A 26,742-nucleotide genomic window follows, 5' to 3' on the forward strand; every position below is an offset into this window, starting at 1 on the left:
CTTGACAATCAGGGGATCAGCCCCAGTACCACTGCCCCGGTGAATACAAACGCAAGGGCAAAGACGAGATAGGCGAAAGCACCGGCATAGGCCGGCCGCCACACCTGGTCGGAACCCAGCCTTTGGCCTTTGCGGGCAGTCTGAGCGTTCTGGCTATAGGACATATCGACCTCCGTCTCGGCGCTTAATCTATAAAATCAGTAGACTTTGTCGAGTGCTATTTTCGCGCGATCCTTAGAACAATTTTCTCCAAACGGCGGACAAGTTAGTGCTTTTACTGCTTAGCGCTGCCTTTTGCGGCATGCCGGGGTGACGGCAGGAAACGTCAGGTCCATGTGTCTGTGGCTCCTTGGCCATCCAATGGATGAGGGATAGCATCGCTTCAGCGGAAAGCCGCGACGTCACGGCAAGGCAGCAGGGAGCAAACCATGGGGACAAGACTGGCCGGCAAGGTCGCCATCATTTCGGGTGGCGCGACAGGAATGGGCGGTGCGGCCTCGGAGCTTTTCGCGGCCGAGGGCGCCAAGGTGGCGATCGTCGACCGCAACGGCGAAGCGGCGGCGGCCACCGCAGCGGCAATCAGGCAACGCGGCCATGTCGCCGAACACTGGGTCGCCGACGTATCGGATGAGGCACAGGTCGAAGCGGCGGTGAAGGGCGCGACGGAAAAATTCGGCCCGGTCACGGTTCTGTTCAACCACGCCGGCACCCTCGTCATCAAACCCTTCCTGGAGACCACGCTGCAGGAATGGGACTGGCTGCATGCCGTCAATGTGCGTTCGATGTTCCTGATGGCGCGCGCCGTGCTGCCCGGCATGATCGCCGCCGGCGGTGGTTCCATCGTCTGCACCTCGTCGATCTCGGCGGTGGCGGCGACGCCGATGGAGGTGCTTTACGACACCACCAAGGGCGCCTGCCACATGTTCGCGCGCGCCATCGCCGTCGAGTTCCGCGACCGCAACATCCGCTGCAATGCGGTCTGTCCAGGCTTCATCAGGACACCGCATGGCCTGCGCGAGGTCGCCGATCTCGACAAACTCGGCGTCGATGTCTCCGACGCGGCAATGGCGGCGCAACAAGGGCGGATCGGCGAGCCGGAAGAGGTCGCGAAGGCAGCCCTGTTCCTGGCCAGCGACGAGGCCAGCTTCGTCAACGGCGCCCATCTGTTCGTCGATAACGGCTTCACCGCGATGTGAAAGGCGAAGCGCCGCTACCGCTCTTCGCGCCGGAACGGCTTGAGCAGCGCCGACGGGGCCACCGCATTGCGCGACATCACCGCCATAGCGACGATGGTGAAGATGAACGGCAGCATCAGGAAGGCCTCGTAGGGGATATGGCCAAGCCCGCTCGCCTGCATGCGCAACTGCAGGGCATCGACGAAGGCAAACAGCAGTGCCGCGCCTGCCGATCGCCACGGATCCCAGCGGCCGAAAACGACGAGCGCGATTGCCACCCAGCCACGCCCCGAAACCACGCCGAAGGTGAAGGCGTTGAATTGCGCCATCGACAGGAAGGCACCGGCCAGTCCCATCAAGGCACCGCCGAGGATCACCGCCTGGAAGCGTGTTGCAATGACGCTGACGCCGGCCGAATCGGCGGCGCGCGGGTTTTCGCCGACCATGCGGACCGACAGGCCCCAAGGCGTGCGGTAGAGCACGAAGGCGGCCAGGGGAATGGCCAGCATCGCCATGTAGACCAGCGAAAACTGGTTGAACACCGCCGGCCCGAGCACCGGAATGCCGGACAGGATCGGGATCGGCAGCGTCTCGAACCCCTTGATGTTCGGTGGCACCGATTGCTGGCCGAAGATCAGCCGGTAGAGGAAATAGGCAAGGCCCGACGAGAACAGCGTCACGCCGATGCCGCAGACATGCTGGCTGAGGCCGAGCGCAACCGTGAACAGCGCGTGCACGGCGCCCATCAGCGCCCCGGTCAGCACCGCCGCTAGCACGCCAAGCCAGAGGCTGCCGCTGAGGCTCGCCGCGGTGAAGCCGGTCATCGCCGACAAAAGCATGATGCCTTCGATGCCGAGATTGAGCACCCCCGCGCGCTCGGAGAACATCTCGCCCAGCGTCGCGAAGGCCAGCGGCGTGGCGATGCGGATGATGGCGGCCAGGAAGCCGACCTGGAAGATCTGTTCCAGCACCACGCTCATTTGGCTATTCCCACGCGACGGATGCGATAGGCGGTGAACAGCAGCGCCACCAGCATGGCGAGCAGCGCCGTTCCCTGGATGACATCGCTGAGGAAGGCCGGAACGCCGGTCGCCCGCGACATCGCCTCGGCGCCGGTCATGACGGCGGCAAGGAAGATCGCCGCCGGCACGACGCCGAGCGGATTGAGCCTCGCCAGCATGGCGACGACGATGCCGGAATAGCCATAGCCCGGCGAGATGTCGCTCATCACCTGGAAATGCACGCCGCCGACCTCGCCGACGCCGGCAAGGCCGGCCAATGCGCCAGACAGCAGCGCCGTCGAAATCAGCACCCGCTCGACATTGATGCCGCCATAGCGCGCCGCCTCGGGGTTTTCGCCGGTGACCCTGATGCGGAAGCCGAGCGTGGTGCGCGCGACCACGAACCAGATGACCGGTGCCGCGACCAGCGCCGCGACGACGCCGAGATGCAGCCGTGTGCCTTCGAGCAGCACCGGAAAATTGGCCGTATCCTCGATCGGCGGCGAGATCGGGTAGCCGCTGAAACTGTCCTTCCATGGCCCCTCGATCAGCGCCATCAGTGCATAGAAAATGACCGAGTTGAGCAGCAGTGAGCTGACCACGTCATCGACCCTGAATTTTACCCTCAGCGTGGCGGGGATCAGGGCGACGGCCGCGCCGGCGGCAGCGCCCGCCAGCGCCATCAGCAGCATGGCGAGCGGCCCCGGCATCGGGATTGCACCGACGGCACAGCTCGCCGCCGCACCAGCCAGCAATTGCCCTTCGGCGCCGATGTTCCAGAATTTGGCGCGGAAGGCGACCGCCACGGCCAGTCCGGTGAAGATCATCGGCGCGGCACGCACCAGCGTTTCGGTGATGGCGTAGCTGTCGCCCAAAGACGCCGAAAACATAACGCCATAAGCCTCGACGACGCCGGCGCCGGCCAGTGCGATGAGGCCGCTGCACAGGATCAGCGTCGCGCCGATAGCGAGCAGCGGCAGCGCCAGATTGAACCAGGCGGGCGTTGAGGTGCGGGCCTCGAGACGGAACATCAGGCATGGCCCTCCGCTCCGGTCATCATCAACCCGAGTCTGGCGATGCTGGCGTCGGCGCTGTTCAGCGTGCCGACGATGCGGCCTTCATACATCACCGCGATACGATCCGAGAGCATCAGCAACTCTTCCAGATCCTCGCCGATGACAATGATGCCGCAGCGCTTGGCGCGCATGTCGAGGAATTTTTCGTGGATGAAGCGCGCGGCGCCGATGTCGAGGCCGCGAGTCGGCTGCGAAACGATCAGCACCTTCGGATCGAAGGCGAGTTCGCGCGCCAAAAGCGCCTTCTGCAGATTGCCGCCGGAAAGCGCCCCGGCGCGCGTCATCGGCCCGGGGCAACGTATATCGTAGGCTTTGATCTGTGCCTCGGCGAAGGCGCGGATCCCATCCGGCTTGAGCAGGCCGTTGCGGCTGAACGCCGCCGTGCCGATGCGCGGCAGCACCATCGAATCGGCGAGCGGCAGATTGGTGACCAGCCCTGTCGTCATACGGTCTTCCGGGATGCGGCCAAGGCCGAGCGCCTGCACTGTGCTCGGCGAGAACCGCGAAACCGTTTTGCCGGCTATGGTCATCTTCCCGGCATCGGGCGCACGCACGCCGGAGATGACCTCGGCAAGCGCGCGCTGGCCATTGCCGGAGACGCCGGCGATGCCGAGGATCTCGCCGCCACGAACCGACAGCGAAACATCGCGCAGCGCCATGCCGGAATGATGCGATGTCGAGATACCGTCGAGGGTCAGCACGGCCGCACCCGGCATCGACGGTCCTCTGGCCGGAGGCACGATCTCGTGGCCGCACATCAGCCGCGCCATCTCCGACGACGTGGTGCTGGCCGGCGCATCGACGCGGCCGGCAACGCGCCCATGCCGGAGCACGACGCAGCGATGCGTCAGCGCTCGCACCTCGTTGAGCTTATGCGAGATGAAAATGATGCCGAGCCCTTGTGCCGCCATCGAGCGCAGCGCCGAAAACAGCCCGTCGACCTCGGTTGGTGCCAACACCGCCGTCGGCTCGTCGAGGATCAGCAGCCTTGCGCCGCGAAACAGCGCCTTGACGATTTCGAGCCGCTGTTGCTCGCCGACCGACAGCGCCGAGACGGGGAGGTCCGGGTCGAGCGTCAGCCCGTGCTGGCGGCCGATCTCGGCGAGCCGCGCCAGCCCGCCGGCGCGGTCGATCCGGCCCGATCTGCCGGGAATGCCGATCAAGAGGTTCTCCAGCACCGAAAGCCGTGGTGCGAGATGAAAATGCTGGTGCACCATGCCGATGCCGACGGCCAGCGCATCGGCCGAACTGTTGATCGCCACCGACCGGCCCTGCACCAGGATCTCGCCGGCATCGGGCGCATAGGCGCCGAACAGCACGTTCATCAGCGTCGTCTTGCCGGCACCGTTTTCGCCGAGCAGCCCGAGGATTTCACCCGGCGCGACGCTGAGATCGACGGCCTCGTTCGCCTGGACGGCGCCAAAGCTCTTGGAGATGCCGCGCATTTCGATGAGAGGGGCAGGCGTTGACAAGGGTGCTCCCGATCGGAATTGGCTTTACGGTTCAGGTTTGATCGACGGGAATGCGCTGCACCCCCCTCTGGCCTGCCGGCCATCTCCCCCTCAAGGGGGGAGATCGGATGTCACTTCGGCTTTCGCAAATCGTCAGCGCTGAAGAAGAGGTGCTGTCGGCGAAGCTGCTAATCTCCCCCCTTGAGGGGGAGATGGCCGGCAGGCCAGAGGGGGGTGCGACAAGCACCGGACCCCCAAAAGACAGCGCTCAGTCCGAGACCGGCGTATTCTCATCGACGTCGACGCGGAAATTGCCGTCGAGGATCTCGGCCTTCTTCTTCTCGACCAGTTCCTTGACCTCGGCCGGCAGCGTCTTGTCGAACTTGTGGTAGGGCGCGAGATAGGAGCCGCCCTTGGCCATGCGCGAGAAATCGCCGTAATCCTGCGCGGTGAAGACGCCGGCCTTGACCAGCTTGATCGCCTGCTCGACGGTCGGATACATGTCCCAGACCGGCCCGGTGATCACGGTGTCGGGGCCGAGGCTCGACTGGTCCGACATGTTGGAGATAGCGAGGATCTTCTTCTCCGCCGCCGCTTCGATGACGCCGAAGCGCTCGGCATAGATGACGTCGACGCCGGCGTCGATCTGGGCGACCGCCGCTTCCTTTGCCTTTGGCGGATCGAAGAACGAGCCGATGAAGGCGACCTTCTTCTTGATGTCGGGATTGACCTCCCTGGCGCCGGCAAAGAAGGCGTTGACCAGCCGGTTCACTTCCGGAATGCCCATCGCCGCGACGGCGCCGATCGTGCCCGATTTCGACATTTTTCCGGCGATCATGCCGGACAGATAGGCCGGCTCGTGGATCCAGTTGTCGAAGACGCCGAAATTCGGCTCGGCCGGCCCGGCGCCGGAGCCGAACAGGAAGGCGGTCTTCGGGAACTGCTTGGCGGTCCTGCGCGATTCGCGCTCGGCGGCGAAGGCATCGCCCAGCACCAGCTCATAGCCGCCCTGCGCATATTCGCGCATGACGCGGCTGAAATCGGCCGTCTGCACCTTCTCCGACCATTTGTATTCGATGCCGAGTTCCTTCTCGGCCTTCTGCAGGGCAACGTGGATCTGGTTGTCCCACGGCTCCTCGATCGGCGTGGCGAAGATAGCCGCCACTTTCAGCTTCTTGGTCTTGGCAAAGGCGCTGCCCGGCAGCATCGCCGCCGCCAGGCCGAGCGCGCCCAGCTCCAGCACGTTGCGGCGCGAAAGCTCTTCGCGTTTCGATTGGATTCTGCTCTTCCCGTTGTCCATTGCATGCCCCTCTGATTGGCGCCGTGTCGAGCCGGCTCTCTTCTCTGGAATATCAGCGAAGGAACTATGGAACGGTGCCCGGCTTTTGTCCACATGGTCAAATTTGAGTGGGCGGAACGCGCCATTAAATGGTCCGGCAAATCGACGCTTGCTCACAATCTCTCCAGCGCCACCGCGATCCCCTGGCCGACCCCGATGCACATGGTGGCAAGTGCATAGCGGGCGCTACGTTCGCGCAGCTCCAGCGCCGCCGTGCCTGATATGCGCGCGCCGGACATGCCGAGCGGATGGCCGAGCGCGATGGCACCGCCATTCGGGTTGACGTGCTCCGCATCCTCGGCAATGCCGAGCTGGCGCAGCACGGCGATGCCTTGCGAGGCAAAGGCCTCGTTGAGCTCGACGACATCGAACTGTTGTGGCTTCAGGCCGAGCCGGGCACACAGCTTCTGCGTGGCCGGCACCGGACCGATGCCCATGATGCGCGGCGCGACGCCGGCGGTGGCACCGCCGAGGATACGGGCGATCGGCGTCAACCCGTATCTTTTCGCGGCTGCTTCCGAGGCGACGATCAGCGCCGCGGCGCCGTCATTGACGCCCGAGGCATTGCCGGCCGTAACCGTGCCGCCTTGCCGGAACGGCGTCGGCAACTTGGCCAACGCTTCGATCGACGTGCCGCCGCGGGGATGCTCATCTCTGTCGACAACGACCGGATCGCCCTTGCGCTGCGCGATCGTCACCGGCGTGATTTCCTTTGCCAGCCGGCCATTGGCTTGTGCGGCTACAGCCTTGTCCTGGCTGCGCACGGCAAATGCGTCCTGGTCGGCGCGGGAGACAGCGAACTCTTCCGCCACGTTCTCGCCGGTCTCCGGCATCGAATCGACGCCGTATTGCTTCTTCATCAGCGGATTGATGAAGCGCCAGCCGATCGTGGTGTCGTAAATCTCGGCATTGCGCGAAAAGGCGGTCTCTGCCTTCGGCAGCACGAACGGAGCGCGGCTCATCGATTCGACGCCGCCTGATATCATCAGCTCCGCCTCGCCGGCCTTGATGGCGCGGGCAGCAATCATCACCGCATCCATGCCCGAACCGCAGAGACGGTTGACGGTCGAGCCCGAAACCTCCTTCGGCAGGCCGGCCAGCAGCAGCGCCATGCGCGCCACATTGCGGTTGTCCTCGCCGGCCTGGTTGGCGCAGCCATAGACGATGTCGTCGATGGCAGCCCAGTCGATGTTTGGATTGCGCTCGACCAGCGCCTTCAGAGGTATAGCGCCGAGATCGTCGGCACGGACCGCCGACAACGAACCGCCGAAGCGTCCGATCGGCGTGCGGATGTAGTCGCAGATATAGGCCTCGGCCATTATACAGCCTTCCCGGTTGCGCTGATGATTTCTGCTCCCGACCCAGCCATGTTGGCCGCATTCTCCTTGAGACGAAAGCACATCTCGCCGCCGGCCGTTAGGCCAAAGAGAATTTCAGCTGCCGCCCGCCGGGAGCGGCGGATCAGCCGATGCTTTCTCCACCGTCGATCACCAGCGCCTGGCCGGTCATGAAGGACGAGCGGTCGGAGACGAGGAACAGGATCGCTTCGGCGATTTCCTCCGCGCTGGCCCAGCGCTGCATGGGAATTTTGGTGCGGACATAGTTCTCGATCGCCGCCCGCCCGCCCATCTGCGCGATGAACGGCTCGTTGAAGGGCGTATCGACCCAGCCGGGGCACAGCGCGTTGATGCGGACATTGTGTTTGGCATAGTCGAGCGACATCTGCCGGGTCATCGCCACCACTGCATGTTTTGACGTTGCGTAGGCGATCATTTCGCGGTCGTAGAACACACCCGAATTTGAGGCGGTATTCAGGATCACCCCGCCGCCTTGCGCGATCATCGACGGCATGACCAGCCTGGCCGCCAGGAACTGCGCCCGCACATTGATCCGCCAGGAGGCATCCATGCCGTCGGCGCCGACTTCGGTCAGCGTGCCGCCGACCTGGATCCCGGCATGATTGTGCAGGATGTCGATCCGCCGATGCCGGCCCAGCGTTCTCGCAATGAGCTGCTCGACCGCCGCATCCTCGCCGACGTCGGTGGCGACGGCCTCGGCCCGACCGCCGGCCGCACGAACGTCGGAAGCGGTTGCTTCCCCCGCCGCCTGGTCCCTGTCGGCGATCACCACGAGCGCACCTTCCCTGGCCATCATCATGGCCCCGGCACGCCCGATCCCCGACCCGGCACCCGTCACCACGGCGATGCGATCTCTCAGAATCATGTTTTTTATCTTTCAGTGTGATGGTTTTCGTTGCCGCAGTTGCCATTGGGCAACCACCACGAGCACAACGGAGGCGACGAGCACGATCGTCGCGATGGCATTGATCTCCGGCGTGACCCCGCGCCGGATCGAGGCGAAGACATAGATCGGCAACGTCGTCTGTGCGCCGGCGACGAAGAAAGCGACGATGAAATCGTCGAAGGAGAATGTGAAGGCGAGCAGGAAGCCGGCGATCACCGCCGGCATGATCTGCGGCAACACGATGCTGCGGAACGTCGTCAGCGGGGTGGCGTAAAGATCGCTCGAGGCCTCGACCAGATTGCGGTCGAGGCTGCCGAGGCGCGTGCTGACAATCATCGCCACCAGCGCCATCGAAAACAGCCCGTGCGCGGCGATGATCGAGCCATAGCCGAGCGCCAGGCGCGGTGGCTGGTCGTTCGGCCACAGCGAAGCGACAAACGGGTTGACCACCCCGAATAGCTGGACCAGCGCGACCAGCGTCGAGATGCCGATGACGACACCAGGAACGACGATCGCAGCACCCAAAAGCGCATCGAACACGGCTCGCGTCCGCGCGCCGACACGCGCCAGGCCAAGCGCGGCGGCCGTGCCGCACAGCGCCGCCAGCAAGGCGCTGGTCGTGGCGATGAACAGGCTGTTCTTCAGCGCTTCGACCAGGAACGGGTTTGCCAGTGCCTTGCCGTACCATTGCACCGAGAAGCCAGTGAACTCGCTGGCGTGGTGGCCGGCGTTGAACGAAAACAGCACCACCAGCGCGATCGGCAGGTAGAGAAAGGCAAAGACCGCAACGACGAAGGCACGCATCAGATCAGGTCCACCCGGCGGGCACCCGAAAGCCGGGTCGAAATGCGGTTCGCGGCAAGCAGCACGACCACTGAAACCGCCACAAGTGTGATGGCGATTGCCGATCCGAATGGCCAATTGCGCGATTGCAGGAACAGATCGACCAGCGCGTTGCCGATGAAGAAGACCTTGCCGCCGCCGAGTAGCGTCGGGATCAGATATTCGCCGAGCAGCAGGATCATGACCAGCGAGAAGCCGGTCATCACACCTGGCAGCGACAGCCGCAGCGTCACGCCGAGGAATGTCGAGATCGGCGTCGCGCCGAGATCGGCGGAGGCCTCCAGCAGCCGGCGGTCGAGCCGCTCGAGGCTGACATAGATCGGCAGGATCATCAGCGGCAGATAACCATAGACGATGCCGAGCAGAACCGCTCCCGGCGTGTTGATCAGCCGCACGTCCTCCATCCCGACATAGGCCAGGAGAGCTGGGATGCCGCGCCCGCCAAGCACATACATCCAGGCATAGGTTCGCATCAGCAGGCTGGTCCAGAACGGGATGACGACAAGTGCCAGCAGGATCAGCTGCCACCGTTCCGGTGCGCGCAAAGCGAGGTAATAGGCGACCGGATAGGCAACGAGAAGACAGGCCAGTGCGCCCGCCGGCGCCAGCACCATGGTGTTCCAGAAGGCGGTCGCCCGCGCCGGAAGATTGGCAAACTGCGCCAAGGTGAAAGCGGCCTGATAGCCGCCTTCCGGCGCCCGCTCGCCGACGCTGAAAACGGCAATCGCCACGAACGGCAAAACTAAAAACACCACCAGCCACGCAGTTGCTGGACCGAGCAGCAGGGCGGTCAGGAGATTGTGACGAAGGACATTGCTGCGCATTGAAAAAACCGCCCCGGTGCCGGCGGACATCTGTCCGCCGGGGAGTTGCCTGCAACGAGCCTGTGGCCTGCCAGGTTCAAGCCGACTTGAAGCGTGCCATCAATTCGGCCCGGCCCGGATCGGTTAGCGTTGCAGCCGCACCGAATTCGAGCGGCTTCAGCAGATCCGCCGCCGGATAGAGGATCGGATTGTCCAGCACCTCCTTGGGCAGCAGCGCATTGACCCGCGCATCGGTGGAAGGCGCGCCGTTGGCCAGGTGCTCCTTGACCGCGACTTTCGGGTTCATCAAATAGTTGAGCAAGGCATAGCCGGCAGGCTTGTTCGGCGCATCCTTGGGTATTGCGTAGAAGTCGGTCCAGATCTCGCCGCCTTCCTTGCCAAGCACGTAGGCGATTTCGGGGATGTCGCGGTGGAGCTGCGCCCCGTCATTGGTCCAGCACATCGTCATCCAGGCGTCGCCGGCACGCATCGACGGCTGGTAGTCGCTGGAGACCGCGAACAGATGCGGCTTGACCTTCAGCAGCAATTCCTCCGCCTTGGCGAGTTCGTCCGGCTTCAGCGAGTTGAACGAGAAGCCGAAATATTTCAGCGCGTTGCCGATCGTGGTCAGCTGGTAATCATGAACCATGGTCCGGCCGTCGCCCTCCGCCATGGCCGTGTCCCAGAATTCCTTCCAGCTTGTCATCGGCTTGGTCAGTTTCTTGGTGTTGACGGCAAAGCCGGTGGTGCCCCAATTCTTCGGCACCGCGTAGGTCACGCCATCGATCGTGCCTTCCCCAGTGAAGCGCGGGTCTTCTTGCGAGCCGTCATAATTGGCAAGCTTGGCCATATCCAGCGCCTCGATGATGCCAAGCTTCTTGTAAGTCGAGATCGTGTAGTTGGTCGGAACGAAAAGGCTCCAGCCCGAGGCGCCGGCCTGCAGCTTGGCCAGCATCTCCTCGTTTGACCCGAACACGTTCACCTCGACGGCAACGCCGGTTTCGGCCTTGAAATTCTCGAACGTCGCCGGGTCGTGATAATTGGGCCAGGTGGCAATCGACATGCGGTCGCCAAGCCCCTCCTGGGCGAAGGCTGGCGACGGCATGATGCCGAGTTCGCGGGCCATTACTGCCGTTGCGATGCCTAGGCCGGTGAGGCCAAGGAACTCGCGGCGGCCGATGGAACCGCGCTTGAGGCGCATCAACTGGTCGACGAATTTTTCAGGGCTTATCGGCAGTCCGTCACGATACGATTTCGACATTTTTGTTTTCCCTCTGGTTGGTCCCGTTATTCTCCGGAAACGCCAGCGGCGTTCCGGCTGTAAAGCCGACGGCGACGGCTTCACCCGGCTTGAAGAGATTTCCACCGCCAACCAGATGATCGGCCTTGGCGAGCAGTGTCCCGATGCCTTGGACCTCGATTGCATATTCCGCGGTGGAACCGAGAAAGATCCGGTTGCGGACAAGCCCGTTCAGCCGGCCGCTTCCGGGCGCGCCGAGACTTAAGGATTCAGGACGCAGGCTGACCGAGACGGCTTCGCCCTGGGCTAGCGAAGTGCGCTTGCGCGCGGCGATGACGGTGCCGTCGGCAAGCGCTATCTCGACGAGCTTGCCCGAGAGCCCGACGACCTTGCCGCTCAAGAGATTGGTCTTGCCGACGAAATCGGCGACGAAGAGGTCGGCGGGTTCATCGTAGATTTCGCTCGGCTGCCCAAGCTGGACGATGCGCCCGCCATTCATGACGCAGACGAAATCGCTCATCGACAGTGCCTCTTCCTGATCGTGGGTGACCAGGACGAAGGTGATGCCGATCTCGCGCTGCAGGTTCTGCAGCTCTATCTGCATGTCGGTGCGCAGCTTCTTGTCGAGCGCCGCCAGGGGCTCGTCGAGCAGCAGCACCGCCGGCTTGTTGACCAGCGCCCGCGCCAGGGCGACACGCTGCTGCTGGCCGCCGGAAAGCTCATGGATCTTGCGGCGTCCATAGCCCGCAAGCCGAACCATGGCGAGCGCCTCGCCTGCCTTCAGGCTGATCTCCCGCGACGACAGGCGCGGCCGCGCCTGGCGTAGGCCATAGGCGACGTTGTCCGCCACATCCAGATGCGGAAACAACGCATATTGCTGGAACACCATGTTGACCGGCCGCCGATAGGGCGGCGTGCCGGCCATGTCGCGGCCACGGATGAATACCACACCTTCGCTTGGCTGTTCGAAACCGCCGATCATGCGCAAACAGGTTGTCTTGCCGCAGCCGGACGGCCCGAGCAACGCGACAAAGGCAGACGGCGGGATGGCAAGATCGATGCCGCTGACCGCGATCACGCTGCCGTAGCGTTTGGTGACCCCGCGAAACTCGATGTCGGGCACTGCGGTCAAAGCTGCGGGCTCCAGCGGCTAGTTGGTCTCGAAACGCTATCAGAGCCAATGGCGGCTAGTATATACCTCCCAGGTGGTATATTTCGTCTATTTTCTCGTATGGAGGGGTATGAATTGGGCGTTTCACGCAGCGATGAATACAGCCGGCTCGCTGCGCTCATCGCAGCGACGCGGGAGACGAGCGGCGAGCTTTTCGGCAAGGCGATGGTCGCCTGGCTCCGCCAGCATGTCAGCTTCGATCATTGCGTGATCTTCGGCTATCGCGGCGCCTCACGCCCGCCGCTGCTGTTCGAGACATTCTCGCCGGCCGAAAGCCACGTCTTCGTTGCGCTCTATCAGGAAGGGCCTTATCTGCTCGATCCGTTCCACCATGCGGCAGTCGAGCGCAAGGAAGGCTTTTGGCGCATGCGCGAATTGGCGCCGGATCGCTTCTATGCCAGCGAATATTACCGCTCCTATTACAGCCAGACCAGGCTTGCGGAGGAGGTCGGCTTTTTCGTGCCGCTGCCGGGAAAGGACGCGCTGGTGGTCTCGCTAATGCGATTGCGCGCTTCGGGGCCGTTCGGAACCGCCGATGCCAGGTTGCTGCGCGACATGGCGCCTGCGGTGATCAGCCTCGTCAGGCTGCGCTGGCCTACCCTTCCGGCTGACGGACCGGTTGGGACGAAGCAAGACGAGGCGATTGCTCCGGTCAGTGAGTTCGAACGTGCTCACATCTGGAAGAGCCTTTCGCTCACGCCGCGCGAACAGCATGTCGTCGATCTGGTGCTTCAGGGCCATTCCACGGAATCGATTGCCAGGGCGATGCGCATCGTGCCGGGAACCGTAAAAGTTCATCGCCGCAACATTTACCGCAAGCTCAAGATAAAGTCGCAGGCGGGTCTGTTCGCGCGTTTTGTCGAGATCATGGACGCACGGATTCGGTAGTCCCAAGTTCAGCCGGCAGCGCCGTCCCAGGAACCGGTTTCGGCCATTTGCCTGAGCCGGGGTGCCACTCGAAAGACATCCTTGCCGGTCTGCTGGTGCCAGTGATCCAGCCGCTGGATGATCTTGTCCACGCCTTCGAGGCTCGCCCAGAACATCGGCCCGCCCTTGCCGACCGGGAAGCCGTAGCCGTTGACCCAGACGACGTCGATATCGGAGGCGCGGGCGGCAATCTTTTCCTTGAGGATTTTGGCGCCCTCGTTGATCATCGGATAGAGCGTCCGCTCGATGATCTCCTCGGCGCCGATCGCGCGCGGTGCAACACCGCGCTCGGCAGCCTTGTTGCGGATCAGCGCCTCGACATCGGGATCGGGCAGCGGCGTGCGCGAACCGCCTTCATAGCGATAGAAGCCGCTGCCGGTCTTCTGGCCGAAATGTCCCTGTTCGCACAACGCATCGGCGATCACGGCCGTCTGGCCACGCGCCTTGCGGTTGCGCCAGCCTATGTCGAGGCCGGCGAGATCGCTCATCTCGAACGGCCCCATCGGCCAGCCGAAATCGGTGAACACCTGGTCGACCTGGCGCGGCATTGCGCCTTCGAGCAGAAGCGTCTCCAGTTCCGCACCGCGCGCCGCCAGCATGCGGTTGCCGACGAAGCCGTGGCAGACGCCGACAACGACCGGCACCTTGCCGATCCGCCGTGCCAGATCGACGATGGTCGCCAGCACGTCGGTCGAAGTCTTGTCGGCGCGGACGATTTCCAAAAGCTTCATGACGTTAGCCGGCGAAAAGAAATGCATGCCGAGGAGATCTTGCGGCCGCGACGTCGAAGCGGCGATTTCGTTGACGTCGAGATAGGAGGTGTTGGTGGCGAGGATCGCGTCCGGTTTGGCCACGGCATCGAGCCTGCCGAAGACCTCCTTCTTGACCGCCATCTCCTCGAACACGGCCTCGACGATCAGGTCGCAATCGGCAAGATCGGCATAGTCGGTGGAAGCCTTGAACAACCCAAGCCGTTGGCGCTTGGCGTCTTCGCTCAGCGAGCCGCGGATGACGGAAACGGCATAATTCTTGTTGATCGTCGCCAGCCCGCGCTGCAAGGCCTCGTGTGTCGCTTCCAGCAAGGTCACGGGGACGCCGCCGTTGGCGAACGCCATGGCGATGCCGCCGCCCATTGTGCCGGCGCCGATGACGCCGACCCGGGCGATCTTGCGCCTGGCGACGTCCTTGCCGGCAATCTTTGCCGCCTCACGTTCAGCGAAGAACAGATGCCGCTGCGCGCGTGATTGGTCCCCGGCGACAAGCTTGACGAACAGGTCGCGCTCCGCCGCCAGCGCTTCGTCGAAGGGCAGCGTCAGGGCGTTGCGGACCGACTGCGCACAGGCGATCGGCGCCTCGAGGCCGCGTGCTTTGCCGGCAAGCACTGCCGCTTCCTTGTCGAACGCCGGCAAGTCGGCCTGGTCGAGGCGATCATTGCGGTCGCGCACCGGCGTGAACGGACCGCCTTTCGCGGCCGTTTCGTTGGCGAAACTCACCGCTTGCGCGGTCAGGTCGCCATCGAAGACGGCATCCACCAGGCCGGCGGCGAGCGCCTCGGCCGCACCGATCGGCGTTCCCGAAACGATCATGCTGAGTGCCTTCAGCGGACCAACCAGGCGCGGCAGGCGAACCGTGCCGCCGCCGCCCGGCAGCAGGCCGAGCTTGACTTCCGGCAGGCCGAGCCTTGCCGTTCGGTCGGCAACACGGAAATGGCAGCCGAGTGCCAGTTCCAGGCCGCCGCCGAGCGCAGTGCCGTGAATGGCCGCGACCGTCGGCTTGGCGATGGTTTCCAGCATGGCGACTAGGGCGCCCAGGTCCGGTTGCCGCGCCGGCTTGCCGAATTCGGTGATGTCGGCGCCGGCGACGAAGGTCCGCCCGGCGCATGCTATCACGATTGCTCCGACCGACGGCTCGTCGCGCAGGGAAAAGAGCGCCTGCATCAGCGGCTCGCGCACATGGAAGCTCAGCGCGTTGACCGGCGGATTGTCGATGCTCACCACCGCGACGTTGCCGTGCCTTGTAGTGCTGACGAAATCGGACACGCAAACCTCACGCAATGATGTTGGCCAATAGCGCGACGGGATTTACAGCGCTGGCATGCGGATGGGAACCACGTGTTTTGCGGGCCGCATCGATATCCCCTCGCCGCCGGGTGGCCTTGCCTTAGCGCAGCGCCTTCTGCCCACCGGCGGCGGTGATGACGCCGACGATGATCAGCCCGGTCAGCACCAGGCGGACGCCGACGCTGACGCCGAACGTGTTGAGCATGGTCAACAGCAGCACCAGGAACAGCGCCGCGCCCCAGACCCCCGGCACATTAGCCTTGCCGCCCGCCACCGACGTGCCGCCGATGACGACGACGGCGATCGAGGCCAGCAGATACTCATTGCCGATATCGACATTGGCGCCGCGGAAATAGCCGGCGAGCAGTGCGCCGTCGAGGCCGCCGAGCGCGCCCGACAGCGTGTAGGTGAGGAAGCGGGTGCGGCCGACATTGACGCCGGCCAGCCAGGCAGCGCGGATGTTCTGGCCGATCGCCAGCACCGAGCGTCCGTAGATCATGCGCTGCAAAACGATGCCGGCGCCGATGGTGAACAGCACGGTGAGGATCGCCAGCACCGGAATGCCGAAGATCTGCCAGTTGGTGAAATCGGCAAAGCCCGGCGGCGGCTTGATCTGCAGGCCCCGCCCATAGCTGATATCGACCGACTGGATGACGAAGCTGGCCGACAGCGTCGCGATGATCGGCGGAATGCGCAGCGCCCAGATCAGCAGATAGTTGACGGCGCCGATCGCCATGCCGCAGGCAAGCGCTGCCAGCAGGCCGACCGCGATCATCGCATCATTGCCGTCCATGACCTTCATGGCGACGGCGCTGGCAAGGCCGATATTGGCCGGCAGCGACAGGTCGACATTGCCCGGCCCGAGCGTGATGACGAACATCTGCCCGACGCCGACGATGACCGTGAAGACGGCGAGCGACAGCGCCGCCGTGATCATGCCGCCGCCGCCATAGCCGCCGGTGAAGGCGATGGTCGCCAGCCACACCAGCAGCGCCCCGAAAAACGACCAGATCCAGGGTCTGGCGAGCAGTGTCCGCAGCGATGCCATGCTCACCTCTCCCTGCGGCTGATCAGCACCCGCGCCGCCAGCACGATGATCAGGATGGCGCCGTTGGCGGCCACCTGCCAGTCGGGCGGAATGTGCATGAACGTCAAGAGCGGCGATGCCGCCAGCGCCAGCGTCAGCGCGCCGATGACGGCGCCGATCGGCGACACCCGGCCGCCGACGAACTCGCCGCCGCCGAGGATGACGCCGGCGATCGAAAGCAGCGTGTAGCCATTGCCGATATTGGCATCGGCCGAGGTGGTGATGCCGATCAGCGCCATGCCGGACAAAACGCCGAACAGGCCGGTCAGCGCAAACAGCGCGATCTTGGTGCGCAGCAGCGACCAGCCGGCGCGCTTGAGTGCGGCTGAATTGCCGCCCGATCCACGCAGGATGACGCCGTAGGAGGTGCGCATCAGGCCAAAATGGACGACGGCTGCGATCAGCAATGCCGCGATGATCGGGAACGGAATGAAGGGTGGCTTGAAGGCCATCAGCGCCAGCAGCCAGTCCGGCGCCTTGCCGCCGGGCTTGGGCAGGATCAGGATGGCCATGCCCTGCCAGACAAAACTCATGCCGAGCGTCACCACGATAGAGGGCAGGTTGCGCAGATGGATCAGCGCGCCGAGCAGCGCGTAGACGCCGATCGACCCGAGCAGGATCACGACGCCGAGCAGCGGCGCGTCCTTCAGCCATGTCGCCGTCACGCAGCCGACGAAGCCGACAAAGGTGCCGATCGACAGATCGAGCTCGTTGCCGGCGATGACGAACATCTGCGCGATCGTCGCCAGAGCGATCGGGATCGCCAGATTGAGCATCAGGCTGAAACCGAAATAGCTGATGGCGCGCGGGTTGAGCCAGGCGATGGCGATGAGCACCAGCGCCAGCGACAGTGCCGGCAGCAGGCTGCGCAGCATGCGCGCCCGCCTCGTGGCGCGAGCCGAAGATTTTAGCCCATTCTCGACGGATACCGCTGTCATCTCAGGCCGCATCGCCGAACGACGACTGGATGATCTTTTCCTCCGTCAGTTCGTCGCGATGAAGGTTGGCGACGATCCGGCCGTTCTTGAACACATAGATGTGGTCGCAATTGTCGAGCTCTTCGGTTTCGGTGGTGTACCATAGGAAAGTGCGGCCATGGCGAGCCTCCTCGCGCACCAGGTCGTAGACTTCGAGCTTGGTGCCAATGTCGACGCCGCGCATCGGATCGTCCATCAGCACGATCTTGGCGTCGGAGCCGAGCGCCCGCGCGAACAGCGCCTTCTGCTGGTTGCCGCCGGACAGCGAGAAGATGTTGTTGTTCATGTCGGGCGTACGGATGCCGATTTTCCGCTGCCACAACTCGGCGAGCTCGGCTTCGCGCTGCGGCGAGATCAAGAGGCCGTTGCGCAATCGCGCCAGCGAACGGATGCCAATGTTCTCGGCAATCGACCATTGCGGAAAAATCCCGTCCGACTGGCGGTCGCCGGCAACCAGCGCCACCGGCGCGGTGACCTCGATGCCGGTCTTGGCACGGGAAGCCGCAGCAAAGATAGCCAGCAAAAGATCGGTCTGCCCATGCCCGGCAAGTCCGGCAAGGCCGATGATCTCACCGGCACGGGCGACGAGCTCGTTGCCGTCCTGCTGTCGCGCCGGGCGCGCCCGGACCCGCAGCGGACCGGGCTCCGGCTTGCCGCTCGCAATCTCTGCGGCGGTCTTCTCGCGCGCCTCCGCTCCGCCCATCGCCGTCACCAGCCTGTCGCGGTCGAAGGCGTCGGCCTGCCCGGCGGCGACCACCTTGCCGTCGCGCATCACCACGATGCGGTCGGCATTTCCGAGCACTTCGCCCAACACATGCGAGATCAGGATGCAGCTCTTGCCGGCAGCGATGAAGCGGCGCACGAACGCCAGCAGCTGGCCGGCGGTATGCGCGTCGAGCGAGGATGTCGGCTCGTCGAGGATAACCAGCTCGAGCGGCTCCTGCGTGACCGTGAAGGCGCGCGCCACCTCCACCATCTGCCGGCTGGTGATGGAAAGATCACCGACGATGTCGGATGCCGAGATGCTGTGGCCGGGGAAGATCTCGTCGAGCTTGGCGGCGATCAGATCGGCCGCCTTGCGCCGCCAGCCGAAGCCATGCAGCGACGCGTGGTTGATCCGCGTGTTCTCGGCGACGCTGAGGTTCGGGCAGAGCGACAGCTCCTGGAACACACAGCGTATGCCGAGCTGCTGCGCGCGCGGCACCGAATAACTTGCCTCGACACCGCCGCGGACCGCGATCTGCCCGCTGTCGGGGGCAAGCGTGCCCGCCACCATATGCATGAGCGTCGATTTTCCGGCGCCGTTATGGCCGACGAGACCGACGCATTCTCCGGCACGAACGCTGAAATCGACACCGGCGAGCGCCCTGACGGCGCCGAAATGTTTTTCGGCTCCGTCCAGTCTTATGATGTCCAAACTGACGGCGCCGAAAAGCTTTTCGGCGCCATCCGGCATGATGATGTCTGCATTGGCCTCGGGCATCCCTCAACGATACCCGGTTATCCGTGGCGGCAACAATAGCGCCATGCTCACTTGATGTTGGCCTTGATCGCCGCGATGGCGTCTTCCTGCGTGTATTCGTGGCTGGCGACGCCGCCCTTCGGAATCTTCGGCAGCGCGGCCTCGAAATCGTCCTGGGTGAAGGCAAGATAGGGCACCAGCAGGTCGTGCGGCACGTCGGTGCGGCCGTCGAGCACCTGCTGCGCCACCCAGAAGGCAAGCGTCGATACGCCCGGTGCGATCGATGCCGACCAGGTCTTGTAACCGTCCTTTTCCTTCTGCTCCTTCCACCACTGCAACTCGTCCTGGCGATTGCCCATGATGATGGTCGGGCGTGGCTTGCCGGCGGCGGCGAAAGCCTGCGCCGCGCCGTAGCCGTCACCGCCCTGGTCGACGACCCCGACAACATCCGGCAGCGAAGGCAGGATCGTCGCTACGGCTTTCTGTGCCGTGGTCTGGTCCCAGTCGCCGGTCACCGAGCCGACGATCTTGAACTCGGGATGGGCAGCGACGCCTTCGAGGATGCCGGCATGGATGGCATCGTCGATCGAAGTGCCGGCGAGGCCGCGGATTTCCAGCAGGTTGCCGCCCTTGGGCTGGAACTTGGCCATCTGCTCGACTTCCTGCTTGCCCATGTCCTTGAAGTCGACGACGACGCGGTAGGCGCAGGGTTCGGTGACGATACCGTCGAAGGAAACGACGACGATGCCGGCGTCGCAGGCCTGCTTGATGGCGCCGTTGAGCGCATCCGGAGACGCCGCGTTGATGACGATCGCGTCATAGCCCTGCAGGATCAGGTTCTGCACCTGGGCTGCCTGCGTCGGCACTTCCTTGTCGGCCGTCGTGAAGACGTCCGCGGCGCCGACCACCTTGTCGGCAACCGCCTTCTTGGTAACGATGGCGTAGCTGTCCAGCATCGCCTGCCGCCAGGAATTGCCGGCGTAATTGTTGGAGAAAGCGATTTTCTTGCCGCTGGTGTCGGCAAGAGCGGTACCTGCGGCGAGCATCGCCGCAAGAGCTCCTAAAGCGAATATTTTCCTCATGTCATACTCCTCCCGTGAGTTGCTGTCTTACTGGTGGTTAATGGCTGGCTGGTGGGTATTGGCTGATACGCTCACAATCTTGTTTTTTATCTATTATCAGACAAATGCAGATAGGCGGCAAGCTGTCAACATCAAACCATGGCCGGCGATCAACTTGCGGTGCAATCATTGAAACCGGTTCGACTCCTGGTCTAGGGATGGCACTGGAGACCGATTTGAATGGCGACGAACCTTGCCCCGGGTGCACCCGGCATTCCGGCACGCTGGACCTCGAGCGCCAAGAGCGGCGTCGGCACCGCGCTCTCGCCGGCCTGCCCGATCTGGTTCACCATCAGCCACGGTATCCTCAACGAGATCTACTACCCGCGCCTCGATAGCGCATGCACCCGCGATCTGGGGCTGATCGTCACCGGACCCGACGGCTATTTCTCGGAAGAAAAACGCGATGCCGAACACAGTATCGAACCCCTGGCGGACGGGGTGCCTGCCTACCAGCTGGTCAACACCGCAAGCGATGGAACCTACAGGATCGAAAAGCGCATCCTGACGGATCCGGAACGTCCCGTCTTGCTGCAGGAGATTATGTTCACGCCGCTCAAAGGCGCGGCCGCCGACTACCGCGTCTACGCGCTGCTGGCACCGCACCTCGTCAACGCCGGCATGGGCAACACCGCCTGGATCGACGACCATGAAGGACAGCCTGTCCTGTTTGCATCGGGACGCGGCACCTGCCTGGCGCTCGCCTCGTCGGTGCCGTGGAAGGCGTGCTCGGCCGGCTATGTCGGCGTCTCCGACGGCTGGCAGCAGCTTGGTCAAGGCGGCCGGCTCGATCCGGCCTGCCGCAGGGCCGAGGACGGCAATGTCGCGCTGACCGGCGAGATCGCCTTTTCGGCTGCGAACCCAAAAATATTGCTGGCGCTGGGCTTCGGCACGACGCCGCAACAGGCGGCGGAAACCGCTTTCGCCAGCCTGAGGCAAGGTTTTGAGCCCGCAGCCGGATCCTACGTCGACAAATGGCGCAAATGGCAGGCCGGATTGCTGCCGCTGGACCGGCATGCGGCGTCCGGCCTCAACAGCTACCGCCTCAGCACGGCGGTGCTGGCGACACACCGGTCGTCCGCCGGAGCAGCCGTTGCCAGCCTGTCGATCCCGTGGGGCTTCAACAAGGGCGACGACGATCTCGGCGGCTATCACCTGGTCTGGCCGCGCGATCTGGTCGAAACCGCCGGCGGCTTCCTCGCTGCCGGCGACCCGGCGGAAGCCTTGCGCATCCTTGGCTATCTGCGCTCGATCCAGCAGCCGGACGGCCATTGGCCGCAGAACGCCTGGCTCGACGGATCGGCCTATTGGCCGGGCATCCAGATGGACGAATGCGCCTTCCCGCTGCTGCTTGCCGACGCACTGCGCCGCGCCGGCCATTTGCCGCCTGCCGCACTCTCCTCCTTCATGCCGATGATCGAGCGCGCTGCCGCCTATGTCGTGCGCAACGGCCCGGTCACCGGCGAGGACCGCTGGGAAGAAGACGCCGGCTACAGCCCGTTCACACTTGCGGTCGAGATCGCCGCATTGCTTGCGGCTGCGGACATCTTCGATGCCGCCGGCAAAACAGAGCCGGCAAACTATCTGCGCGAAACCGCCGACGTCTGGAACGATCAGATCGAGCGCTGGACCTACGTGGCCGGCACCGCCGCATGCGAGCAAGCCAGCGTCGAAGGCTACTATGTCCGGATCGCCCCGCCCGACAAAGCCGGCGCGGCATCGCCGAAAGACGGCTACGTCCCGATCAAGAACCGCCCGCCGGCCGATACGGACCGGCCGGCCAAGGCGATCGTCAGCCCGGATGCGCTGGCGCTGGTCCGCTTCGGCCTCAGGGCGGCCGACGATCCGCGCATCCTCGACACGGTCAAGGTCATCGACGCGCAATTGCGCTGCGAGCTGCCGCAGGGCCCGCTCTGGTACCGCTACAATGGCGACGGCTATGGCGAGCATGCCGACGGCGCGCCCTTCGATGGAACCGGCCGGGGCCGGCCCTGGCCGCTGCTGGTCGGCGAGCGCGCTCATTACGAGCTGGCGGCAGGCCGCAGGGATAGTGCGGCAAGCCTGCTCAGGACGTTCGAGAACTCTGCCGGACCGGGCGGCCTGCTACCGGAGCAGGTCTGGGACGGTCCCGACATGCCGGAGCGCGAATTGCGGCATGGCGGGCCCTCCGGCAGCGCCAAGCCGCTGGTCTGGGCGCATTCCGAGCACATCAAGCTGCTGCGGTCGCTGCGCGACGGCACGGTGTTCGACATGCCGCCGCAAGGCGTCAAGCGCTATATCGAGGGCAGGACGGTGTCGCGCTTCAGGGCATGGCGCTTCAACCACAAGATCCGTACCATCCCGGCAGGCAAGGCGCTGCGCATCGAACTTCTGGCCCGGGCGGTGGTTCATTGGAGCAGCGACAATTGGGCAACCGTCCATGACACCGAGACCACCGCGAATGCTTTCGGCATCCATCTTGCGGAATTGCAGGTTGCCGAGATTGCTCCAGGCAATAGCCCGGGCAATAGCATTGTCTTCACTTTCTTCTGGCCCGATAGCGGCCATTGGGAGAATGCTGACTTTTCTGTCGGCATCGGCGATACAGGATAGAGCATGACCCCGCAAAGTGGAGACCGGTTTTCGGACAAGATCATGCTTCAATCACGGCGCCACTAGATCATCGATCCCTCAAGTAAGGCAGGACGAGACCATGCAGATAGGAATGATGGGACTGGGCCGGATGGGCGCCAACATGGTTCGGCGCCTGCTGCGCGATGGCCACGAATGCGTCGTCTACGATATTAACCCGGCGAGCGTCGCCGCGCTTGTGAGCGCCGGCGCGGTCGGAGCCGCCTCGATGGAGGAGTTCGTCGGCAAGCTGGCGAAGCCGCGCAGCGCCTGGCTGATGCTGCCTGCGGCGATCACCGGCAAGATCGTCGACCAGGTGGCTGCCCTGATGGAGCCGGGCGACATCATCATAGACGGCGGCAATTCCTATTATCACGAGGCCGTCGACCACGCCGCGCGCCTCGCCTTGAAAGGCTTGAGCTATGTCGATGTCGGCACCAGCGGCGGCGTCTGGGGCCTCGAGCGCGGCTACTGCCTGATGATCGGCGGCCCCGACAGCGCGGTCCAGCATCTCGATCCGGTCTTCGCAACGCTGGCGCCGGGCGCCGACGCCGCTTCGCCCGCTCCTGCCAAGGATGCCGGAACCTCGCCCTTCGGCTATCTTCACTGCGGACCAAGCGGCGCCGGCCATTTCGTCAAGATGGTCCATAACGGTATCGAATATGGCGTTATGGCCGCCTATGCCGAAGGCATGAACATCCTGAAGTCGGCGAATGTCGGCAAACGGCAGCGCACCGCCGATGCCGAAACCAGCCCGCTGGAAAACCCGCAATATTACCAGTTCGACATCGACATCGCTGAAGTGGCCGAGGTCTGGCGGCACGGCAGCGTCATCGGCTCGTGGCTGCTCGACCTGACGGCCGGCGTACTGAAGGCCGATTCGTCGTTGACGCAGTTCGGCGGGCGGGTCTCGGATTCCGGCGAAGGCCGCTGGACGCTGAAGGCGGCGATCGACACCGGCGTGCCGGCGCCGGTGCTGTCCTCGGCGCTGTTCGACAGGTTCTCCTCGCAAGGCGAATCCGAATTCGCCGACAAGCTTCTGTCCGCCATGCGCTATGCCTTTGGCGGCCATGTCGAAAAACCCAAGGCCGGCTCGTGACGGGCGACAGGGAGGCACGCCCATGAGCCAGGAACGATCGGACACGCTGGTGCTTTTCGGCGCCACCGGCGATCTCGCCCACAAGAAGATCTTCCCCGCCCTTTACGCCATGGTGGCCAAAGGGACGCTGAACGAGCCGGTGATCGGCGTCGCCTTCGATCCCTGGGACCTGGCCAAGCTGCAGGCGCGCGCCCGCGACGGCATCGTCAACGCCTTGGGCAGCATCGACGACAAGATCTTTGCCAGGCTTGCATCGTTGCTGCGCTATGTCAGTGGCGACTATCGGGCGCCTGCGACTTTCGAGAAGCTGAAGACCGCGCTCGGCAGCGCTGAGCGGCCGCTGCACTATCTGGCGGTGCCGCCGGCGATGTTCGAGGTGGTCGTCCAGGGGCTGGAGCAGTCGGGCGCCGCCCAGGGCGCGCGCCTGATGGTGGAAAAGCCGTTCGGCCACGATCTGCAATCGGCGCGCTGGCTGAACCGGGTGCTGCATCTGGTCTTCGATGAAAAGTCGATCTTCCGCATCGACCATTATCTCGGCAAGGAGGCGATCCAGAACCTGCTCTATTTCCGCTTCGCCAATTCCTTCCTCGAGCCGATCTGGAACCGCAATTACGTCGAGAGCGTGCAGATCACCATGGCCGAGGATTTCGGCGTCGAGGGCCGCGGCCGCTTCTATGACGAGGTCGGCTGCATTCGCGACGTCATCGAAAACCATCTGCTCAATATCCTCTTGCTGCTCGCCATGGAACCGCCGGTCGGCCGCTCGGCCGACGATCTCATCGACGAGAAGGTGCAGGTCCTGCGGGCGATCCGGACGCTGACCAGGGACGATGTGGTGCGCGGGCAGTTCGACGGCTATCTCAACGAGCCGGGCGTGGCGCCGAACTCGCCGGTCGAGACCTTCGCGGCGGTGCGCTTTTTCGTCGATACCTGGCGCTGGCAGGATGTGCCGTTCTTCATTCGCGCCGGCAAATCCCTGCCGGTGCACGCCACCGAGGTCATCGTGCAACTGAAGCGGCCGCCGCTCGACGTCTTCGATCCGATCAAGCCCGGCGACTGCAATCACGTGCGCTTCCGCATCGATCCTCAGGTGGCGATCTCGATCGGAGCCCGGCGCAAGGCGCCCGGCGATGACATGGTCGGTGAGCAGGTCGAGCTCACCGCGCTCGACGATTCGAAGGGCGACATGCCGCCTTACGAGCGGTTGATCGGCGACGCCATGAACGGCAACGGCCAGCTGTTCACCCGCCAGGACGCCAGCGAGCTCGCCTGGCGCATCGTCGGCCCGGTGCTCGGCGACACCACGCCGCCCCCTGTCTACGCGCCAAAGACATGGGGGCCGGCCGAAGCCATGGCTGGATTCGGGCCGCCGAACGGCTGGATCAATCCGGCGAAATGATTTCTGGGAGGCGAAGGCGATGGCCAAGGCGGTGAGGCACCCGGCATCGGAGGAAGAAAAGATCGTGCTTGCGATCGATATCGGCGGCTCGCACGTCAAGATCCGCACCAGTGCCGGCGGCGACGAGCGCAAGACCGCTTCCGGACCGGAGCTTACGCCGCAGCAGATGGTCGCGGCGGTGAAGACGCTCGCCGAAGGGCTGCACTACGATGTCGTCTCGATGGGCTATCCGGGCCCGGTGCACCACAACCGGCCGCTGACCGAACCCGCCAATCTCGGCAAGGGCTGGGTCGGCTGCGATTTCGCCGCCGAGTTCGGCAAACCGGTCAAGGTCGTTAACGATGCGCTCATGCAGGCCATCGGCAGTTATGAGGGCGGCCGCATGCTGTTCCTTGGCCTCGGCACCGGCCTTGGGGCCGCGATGATCGTCGATAACGTTGCCCAGCCGATGGAGCTTGCCCATCTTCCCTACAAGAAGCGCGGCAGTTTCGAAGACTATGTCGGCGAACGCGGCCTGCAAAAGCGCGGCAAGAAGAAATGGCGCAAACACGTCTTCGACGTGGTCGACCGGCTTCGCGCCGCCATGCAGCCGGACTACGTGGTCATCGGCGGCGGCAATGTCGACGAACTCACCGACTTGCCCGCCGATTGCAGACGCGGCGACAACACACGCGCCTTCGAGGGCGGATTTCGACTATGGCGCGACAAATCCCTGATTATTTGATATTGCTGATTGTCTGATATTATCGAGCACCGGCTCAGGGTTGTTAATCCCGCGCTGCCGTTAGTATTATTATTCAAAATAATGTGTGACGTGGTGCGGCGTCATTGCATTGCGCAGATTTGCCGACTAGGAATTTCTGCGACCCCCATGGACGGAGAGATAGATTGACCGACGACAACAACAACGCTCGCAAAAATATCGACCTGCTCGAGCTGACCGCCCATATCGTGTCCGCCTATGTCGAGAAGAACCGCTTGCCGGCTTCCGGCCTCGGCGATCTCATCGCCAGCGTCAGCGCTTCCATAGGCGGGCTCGGGCAACCGGCAGTGCCGGTCGCCGCGCCGCTGACGCCTGCCGTCAATCCCAAGAAATCGGTGACGCCGGACTACATCATCTGTCTCGAGGACGGCAAGAAGTTCAAATCCTTGAAGCGCCATATCGGCGTTCATTTCGGGCTGACGCCCGACGCCTATCGCGCCAAATGGGGCCTGCCGTCGGACTACCCGATGGTCGCCCCCAACTACGCGGCCTCGCGTTCGCAGCTGGCCAAGGCGATCGGTCTCGGCCGCAAAGCCCCGCCCGCGCCCACGCCCGTCAAGGGTAGGGGCAGGAAGGCCAAGGCGACGGCCTAAAGCATCGTTCGAAGCCCTGCAAACGCAAGCCTCGAAGATTGGCGGGACAGCGCCCCCCTCTGTCCTGCCGGACATCTCCCCCTCAAGGGGGGAGATCAGCTGCCTCGCCGATGGCGCTACGCTTTAAACGTACAAATCTTTGAACGTACAAATTGCCTTCGAAGCCGGAGACTGGCGAAGGACGTCGCGACGTCCAATCTCCCCCCTTGAGGGCAGGGCTATCGCAGATGGAACGCCGAGGCTTTCGCTCTACGACGTACCCCCACCCCTAACCCCTCCCCACAAGGGGGAGGGAGACTTC

The 26,742-nt window shown here is 64.2% G+C and carries 23 protein-coding genes; 7 read left to right on the forward strand and 16 right to left on the reverse strand.

All coding sequences use genetic code 11. The features are described from left to right. Positions 1-8 precede the first annotated feature (8 nt). Positions 9-164 (reverse strand): hypothetical protein, encoded by a 156-nt coding sequence (locus NKI39_RS23360; RefSeq protein ID WP_023678176.1) that lies wholly within the window; start codon positions 162-164, stop codon positions 9-11. Positions 165-428: 264 nt separating this feature from the next. Between NKI39_RS23360 and NKI39_RS23365 the strand changes: the two genes are divergently transcribed. After that, positions 429-1,196, forward strand: coding sequence for an SDR family NAD(P)-dependent oxidoreductase (locus NKI39_RS23365; RefSeq protein ID WP_352834681.1), 768 nt, complete (start codon positions 429-431; stop codon positions 1,194-1,196). 14 nt (positions 1,197-1,210) lie between these two features. Here NKI39_RS23365 and NKI39_RS23370 read toward each other — a convergent pair whose 3' ends face one another. The 10 genes from NKI39_RS23370 to NKI39_RS23415 all read right to left on the reverse strand — a co-directional run bounded on the left by NKI39_RS23370 (position 1,211) and on the right by NKI39_RS23415 (position 12,304). Then, on the reverse strand, positions 1,211-2,155 hold the full coding sequence (locus NKI39_RS23370; RefSeq protein WP_352574549.1) for an ABC transporter permease: 945 nt from the start codon (positions 2,153-2,155) through the stop codon (positions 1,211-1,213). Then, entirely contained in the window at positions 2,152-3,207 is a 1,056-nt protein-coding gene (locus NKI39_RS23375; RefSeq protein WP_352834684.1) for an ABC transporter permease, read from the reverse strand. Before NKI39_RS23375 ends, NKI39_RS23370 begins: the two co-directional genes overlap by 4 nt. After that, on the reverse strand, positions 3,207-4,697 hold the full coding sequence (locus NKI39_RS23380) for an ABC transporter ATP-binding protein (RefSeq protein WP_502898597.1): 1,491 nt from the start codon (positions 4,695-4,697) through the stop codon (positions 3,207-3,209). Before NKI39_RS23380 ends, NKI39_RS23375 begins: the two co-directional genes overlap by 1 nt. A gap of 274 nt (positions 4,698-4,971) precedes the next feature. Continuing rightward, the gene (locus tag NKI39_RS23385) at positions 4,972-6,003 is read right to left on the reverse strand and encodes a BMP family protein (protein ID WP_352683733.1); all 1,032 of its coding nucleotides are present in this window, start codon (positions 6,001-6,003) and stop codon (positions 4,972-4,974) included. Between the two features lie 152 nt (positions 6,004-6,155). Next, entirely contained in the window at positions 6,156-7,361 is a 1,206-nt protein-coding gene (gene pcaF, locus NKI39_RS23390; RefSeq protein ID WP_352772203.1) for a 3-oxoadipyl-CoA thiolase, read from the reverse strand. A gap of 142 nt (positions 7,362-7,503) precedes the next feature. Further along, positions 7,504-8,265: an SDR family NAD(P)-dependent oxidoreductase gene (locus NKI39_RS23395; RefSeq protein WP_352834687.1), complete on the reverse strand. Its 762-nt coding sequence runs from the start codon at positions 8,263-8,265 to the stop codon at positions 7,504-7,506. Positions 8,266-8,277: 12 nt separating this feature from the next. Continuing rightward, a complete protein-coding gene (locus tag NKI39_RS23400; protein ID WP_352834690.1) occupies positions 8,278-9,090 on the reverse strand; it encodes an ABC transporter permease in 813 nt (270 codons plus the stop codon). Further along, positions 9,090-9,953, reverse strand: a complete 864-nt coding sequence (locus NKI39_RS23405; RefSeq protein ID WP_352834691.1) for an ABC transporter permease — start codon at positions 9,951-9,953, stop codon at positions 9,090-9,092. Before NKI39_RS23405 ends, NKI39_RS23400 begins: the two co-directional genes overlap by 1 nt. A gap of 76 nt (positions 9,954-10,029) precedes the next feature. Then, a complete protein-coding gene (locus tag NKI39_RS23410; RefSeq protein ID WP_352470751.1) occupies positions 10,030-11,193 on the reverse strand; it encodes an ABC transporter substrate-binding protein in 1,164 nt (387 codons plus the stop codon). Beyond that, on the reverse strand, positions 11,174-12,304 hold the full coding sequence (locus NKI39_RS23415) for an ABC transporter ATP-binding protein (protein ID WP_352834694.1): 1,131 nt from the start codon (positions 12,302-12,304) through the stop codon (positions 11,174-11,176). Before NKI39_RS23415 ends, NKI39_RS23410 begins: the two co-directional genes overlap by 20 nt. A 114-nt stretch (positions 12,305-12,418) precedes the next feature. Here NKI39_RS23415 and NKI39_RS23420 point away from each other — a divergent pair, with 114 nt between their 5' ends. After that, positions 12,419-13,231 (forward strand): helix-turn-helix domain-containing protein, encoded by an 813-nt coding sequence (locus NKI39_RS23420; RefSeq protein ID WP_292657193.1) that lies wholly within the window; start codon positions 12,419-12,421, stop codon positions 13,229-13,231. Positions 13,232-13,239: 8 nt separating this feature from the next. Here NKI39_RS23420 and NKI39_RS23425 read toward each other — a convergent pair whose 3' ends face one another. The 5 genes from NKI39_RS23425 to NKI39_RS23445 all read right to left on the reverse strand — a co-directional run bounded on the left by NKI39_RS23425 (position 13,240) and on the right by NKI39_RS23445 (position 19,938). Then, positions 13,240-15,309: a 3-hydroxyacyl-CoA dehydrogenase NAD-binding domain-containing protein gene (locus NKI39_RS23425; RefSeq protein WP_352834696.1), complete on the reverse strand. Its 2,070-nt coding sequence runs from the start codon at positions 15,307-15,309 to the stop codon at positions 13,240-13,242. Between the two features lie 121 nt (positions 15,310-15,430). Beyond that, positions 15,431-16,378 (reverse strand): ABC transporter permease, encoded by a 948-nt coding sequence (locus tag NKI39_RS23430; protein ID WP_352456288.1) that lies wholly within the window; start codon positions 16,376-16,378, stop codon positions 15,431-15,433. 2 nt (positions 16,379-16,380) lie between these two features. Continuing rightward, the gene (locus NKI39_RS23435) at positions 16,381-17,355 is read right to left on the reverse strand and encodes an ABC transporter permease (RefSeq protein ID WP_023678190.1); all 975 of its coding nucleotides are present in this window, start codon (positions 17,353-17,355) and stop codon (positions 16,381-16,383) included. A gap of 1 nt (position 17,356) precedes the next feature. After that, entirely contained in the window at positions 17,357-18,850 is a 1,494-nt protein-coding gene (locus NKI39_RS23440; RefSeq protein ID WP_352834711.1) for a sugar ABC transporter ATP-binding protein, read from the reverse strand. Between the two features lie 74 nt (positions 18,851-18,924). Further along, positions 18,925-19,938: an ABC transporter substrate-binding protein gene (locus NKI39_RS23445; RefSeq protein WP_352481006.1), complete on the reverse strand. Its 1,014-nt coding sequence runs from the start codon at positions 19,936-19,938 to the stop codon at positions 18,925-18,927. A gap of 219 nt (positions 19,939-20,157) precedes the next feature. Here NKI39_RS23445 and NKI39_RS23450 point away from each other — a divergent pair, with 219 nt between their 5' ends. From NKI39_RS23450 to NKI39_RS23470, 5 genes are all read left to right on the forward strand, one after another. Beyond that, positions 20,158-22,569, forward strand: a complete 2,412-nt coding sequence (locus NKI39_RS23450) for a glucan 1,4-alpha-glucosidase (protein ID WP_352834698.1) — start codon at positions 20,158-20,160, stop codon at positions 22,567-22,569. Between the two features lie 100 nt (positions 22,570-22,669). Continuing rightward, positions 22,670-23,686: a phosphogluconate dehydrogenase (NAD(+)-dependent, decarboxylating) gene (gene gnd / locus NKI39_RS23455; RefSeq protein ID WP_352767430.1), complete on the forward strand. Its 1,017-nt coding sequence runs from the start codon at positions 22,670-22,672 to the stop codon at positions 23,684-23,686. A gap of 22 nt (positions 23,687-23,708) precedes the next feature. Next, positions 23,709-25,085 (forward strand): glucose-6-phosphate dehydrogenase, encoded by a 1,377-nt coding sequence (gene zwf, locus NKI39_RS23460; RefSeq protein ID WP_352772220.1) that lies wholly within the window; start codon positions 23,709-23,711, stop codon positions 25,083-25,085. Positions 25,086-25,104: 19 nt separating this feature from the next. Then, complete coding sequence (locus NKI39_RS23465) at positions 25,105-25,809, forward strand: ROK family protein (RefSeq protein ID WP_352818354.1); 705 nt, start codon at positions 25,105-25,107, stop codon at positions 25,807-25,809. 164 nt (positions 25,810-25,973) lie between these two features. Then, positions 25,974-26,441 carry a Ros/MucR family transcriptional regulator gene (locus NKI39_RS23470; RefSeq protein ID WP_352613172.1) on the forward strand — a complete coding sequence of 156 codons (468 nt, stop codon included), beginning with the start codon at positions 25,974-25,976 and terminating at the stop codon, positions 26,439-26,441. Positions 26,442-26,742: the final 301 nt, after the last annotated feature.

The sequence above is a fragment of the Mesorhizobium sp. M0664 genome, from assembly GCF_040320565.1.
GTDB lineage: Bacteria > Pseudomonadota > Alphaproteobacteria > Rhizobiales > Rhizobiaceae > Mesorhizobium.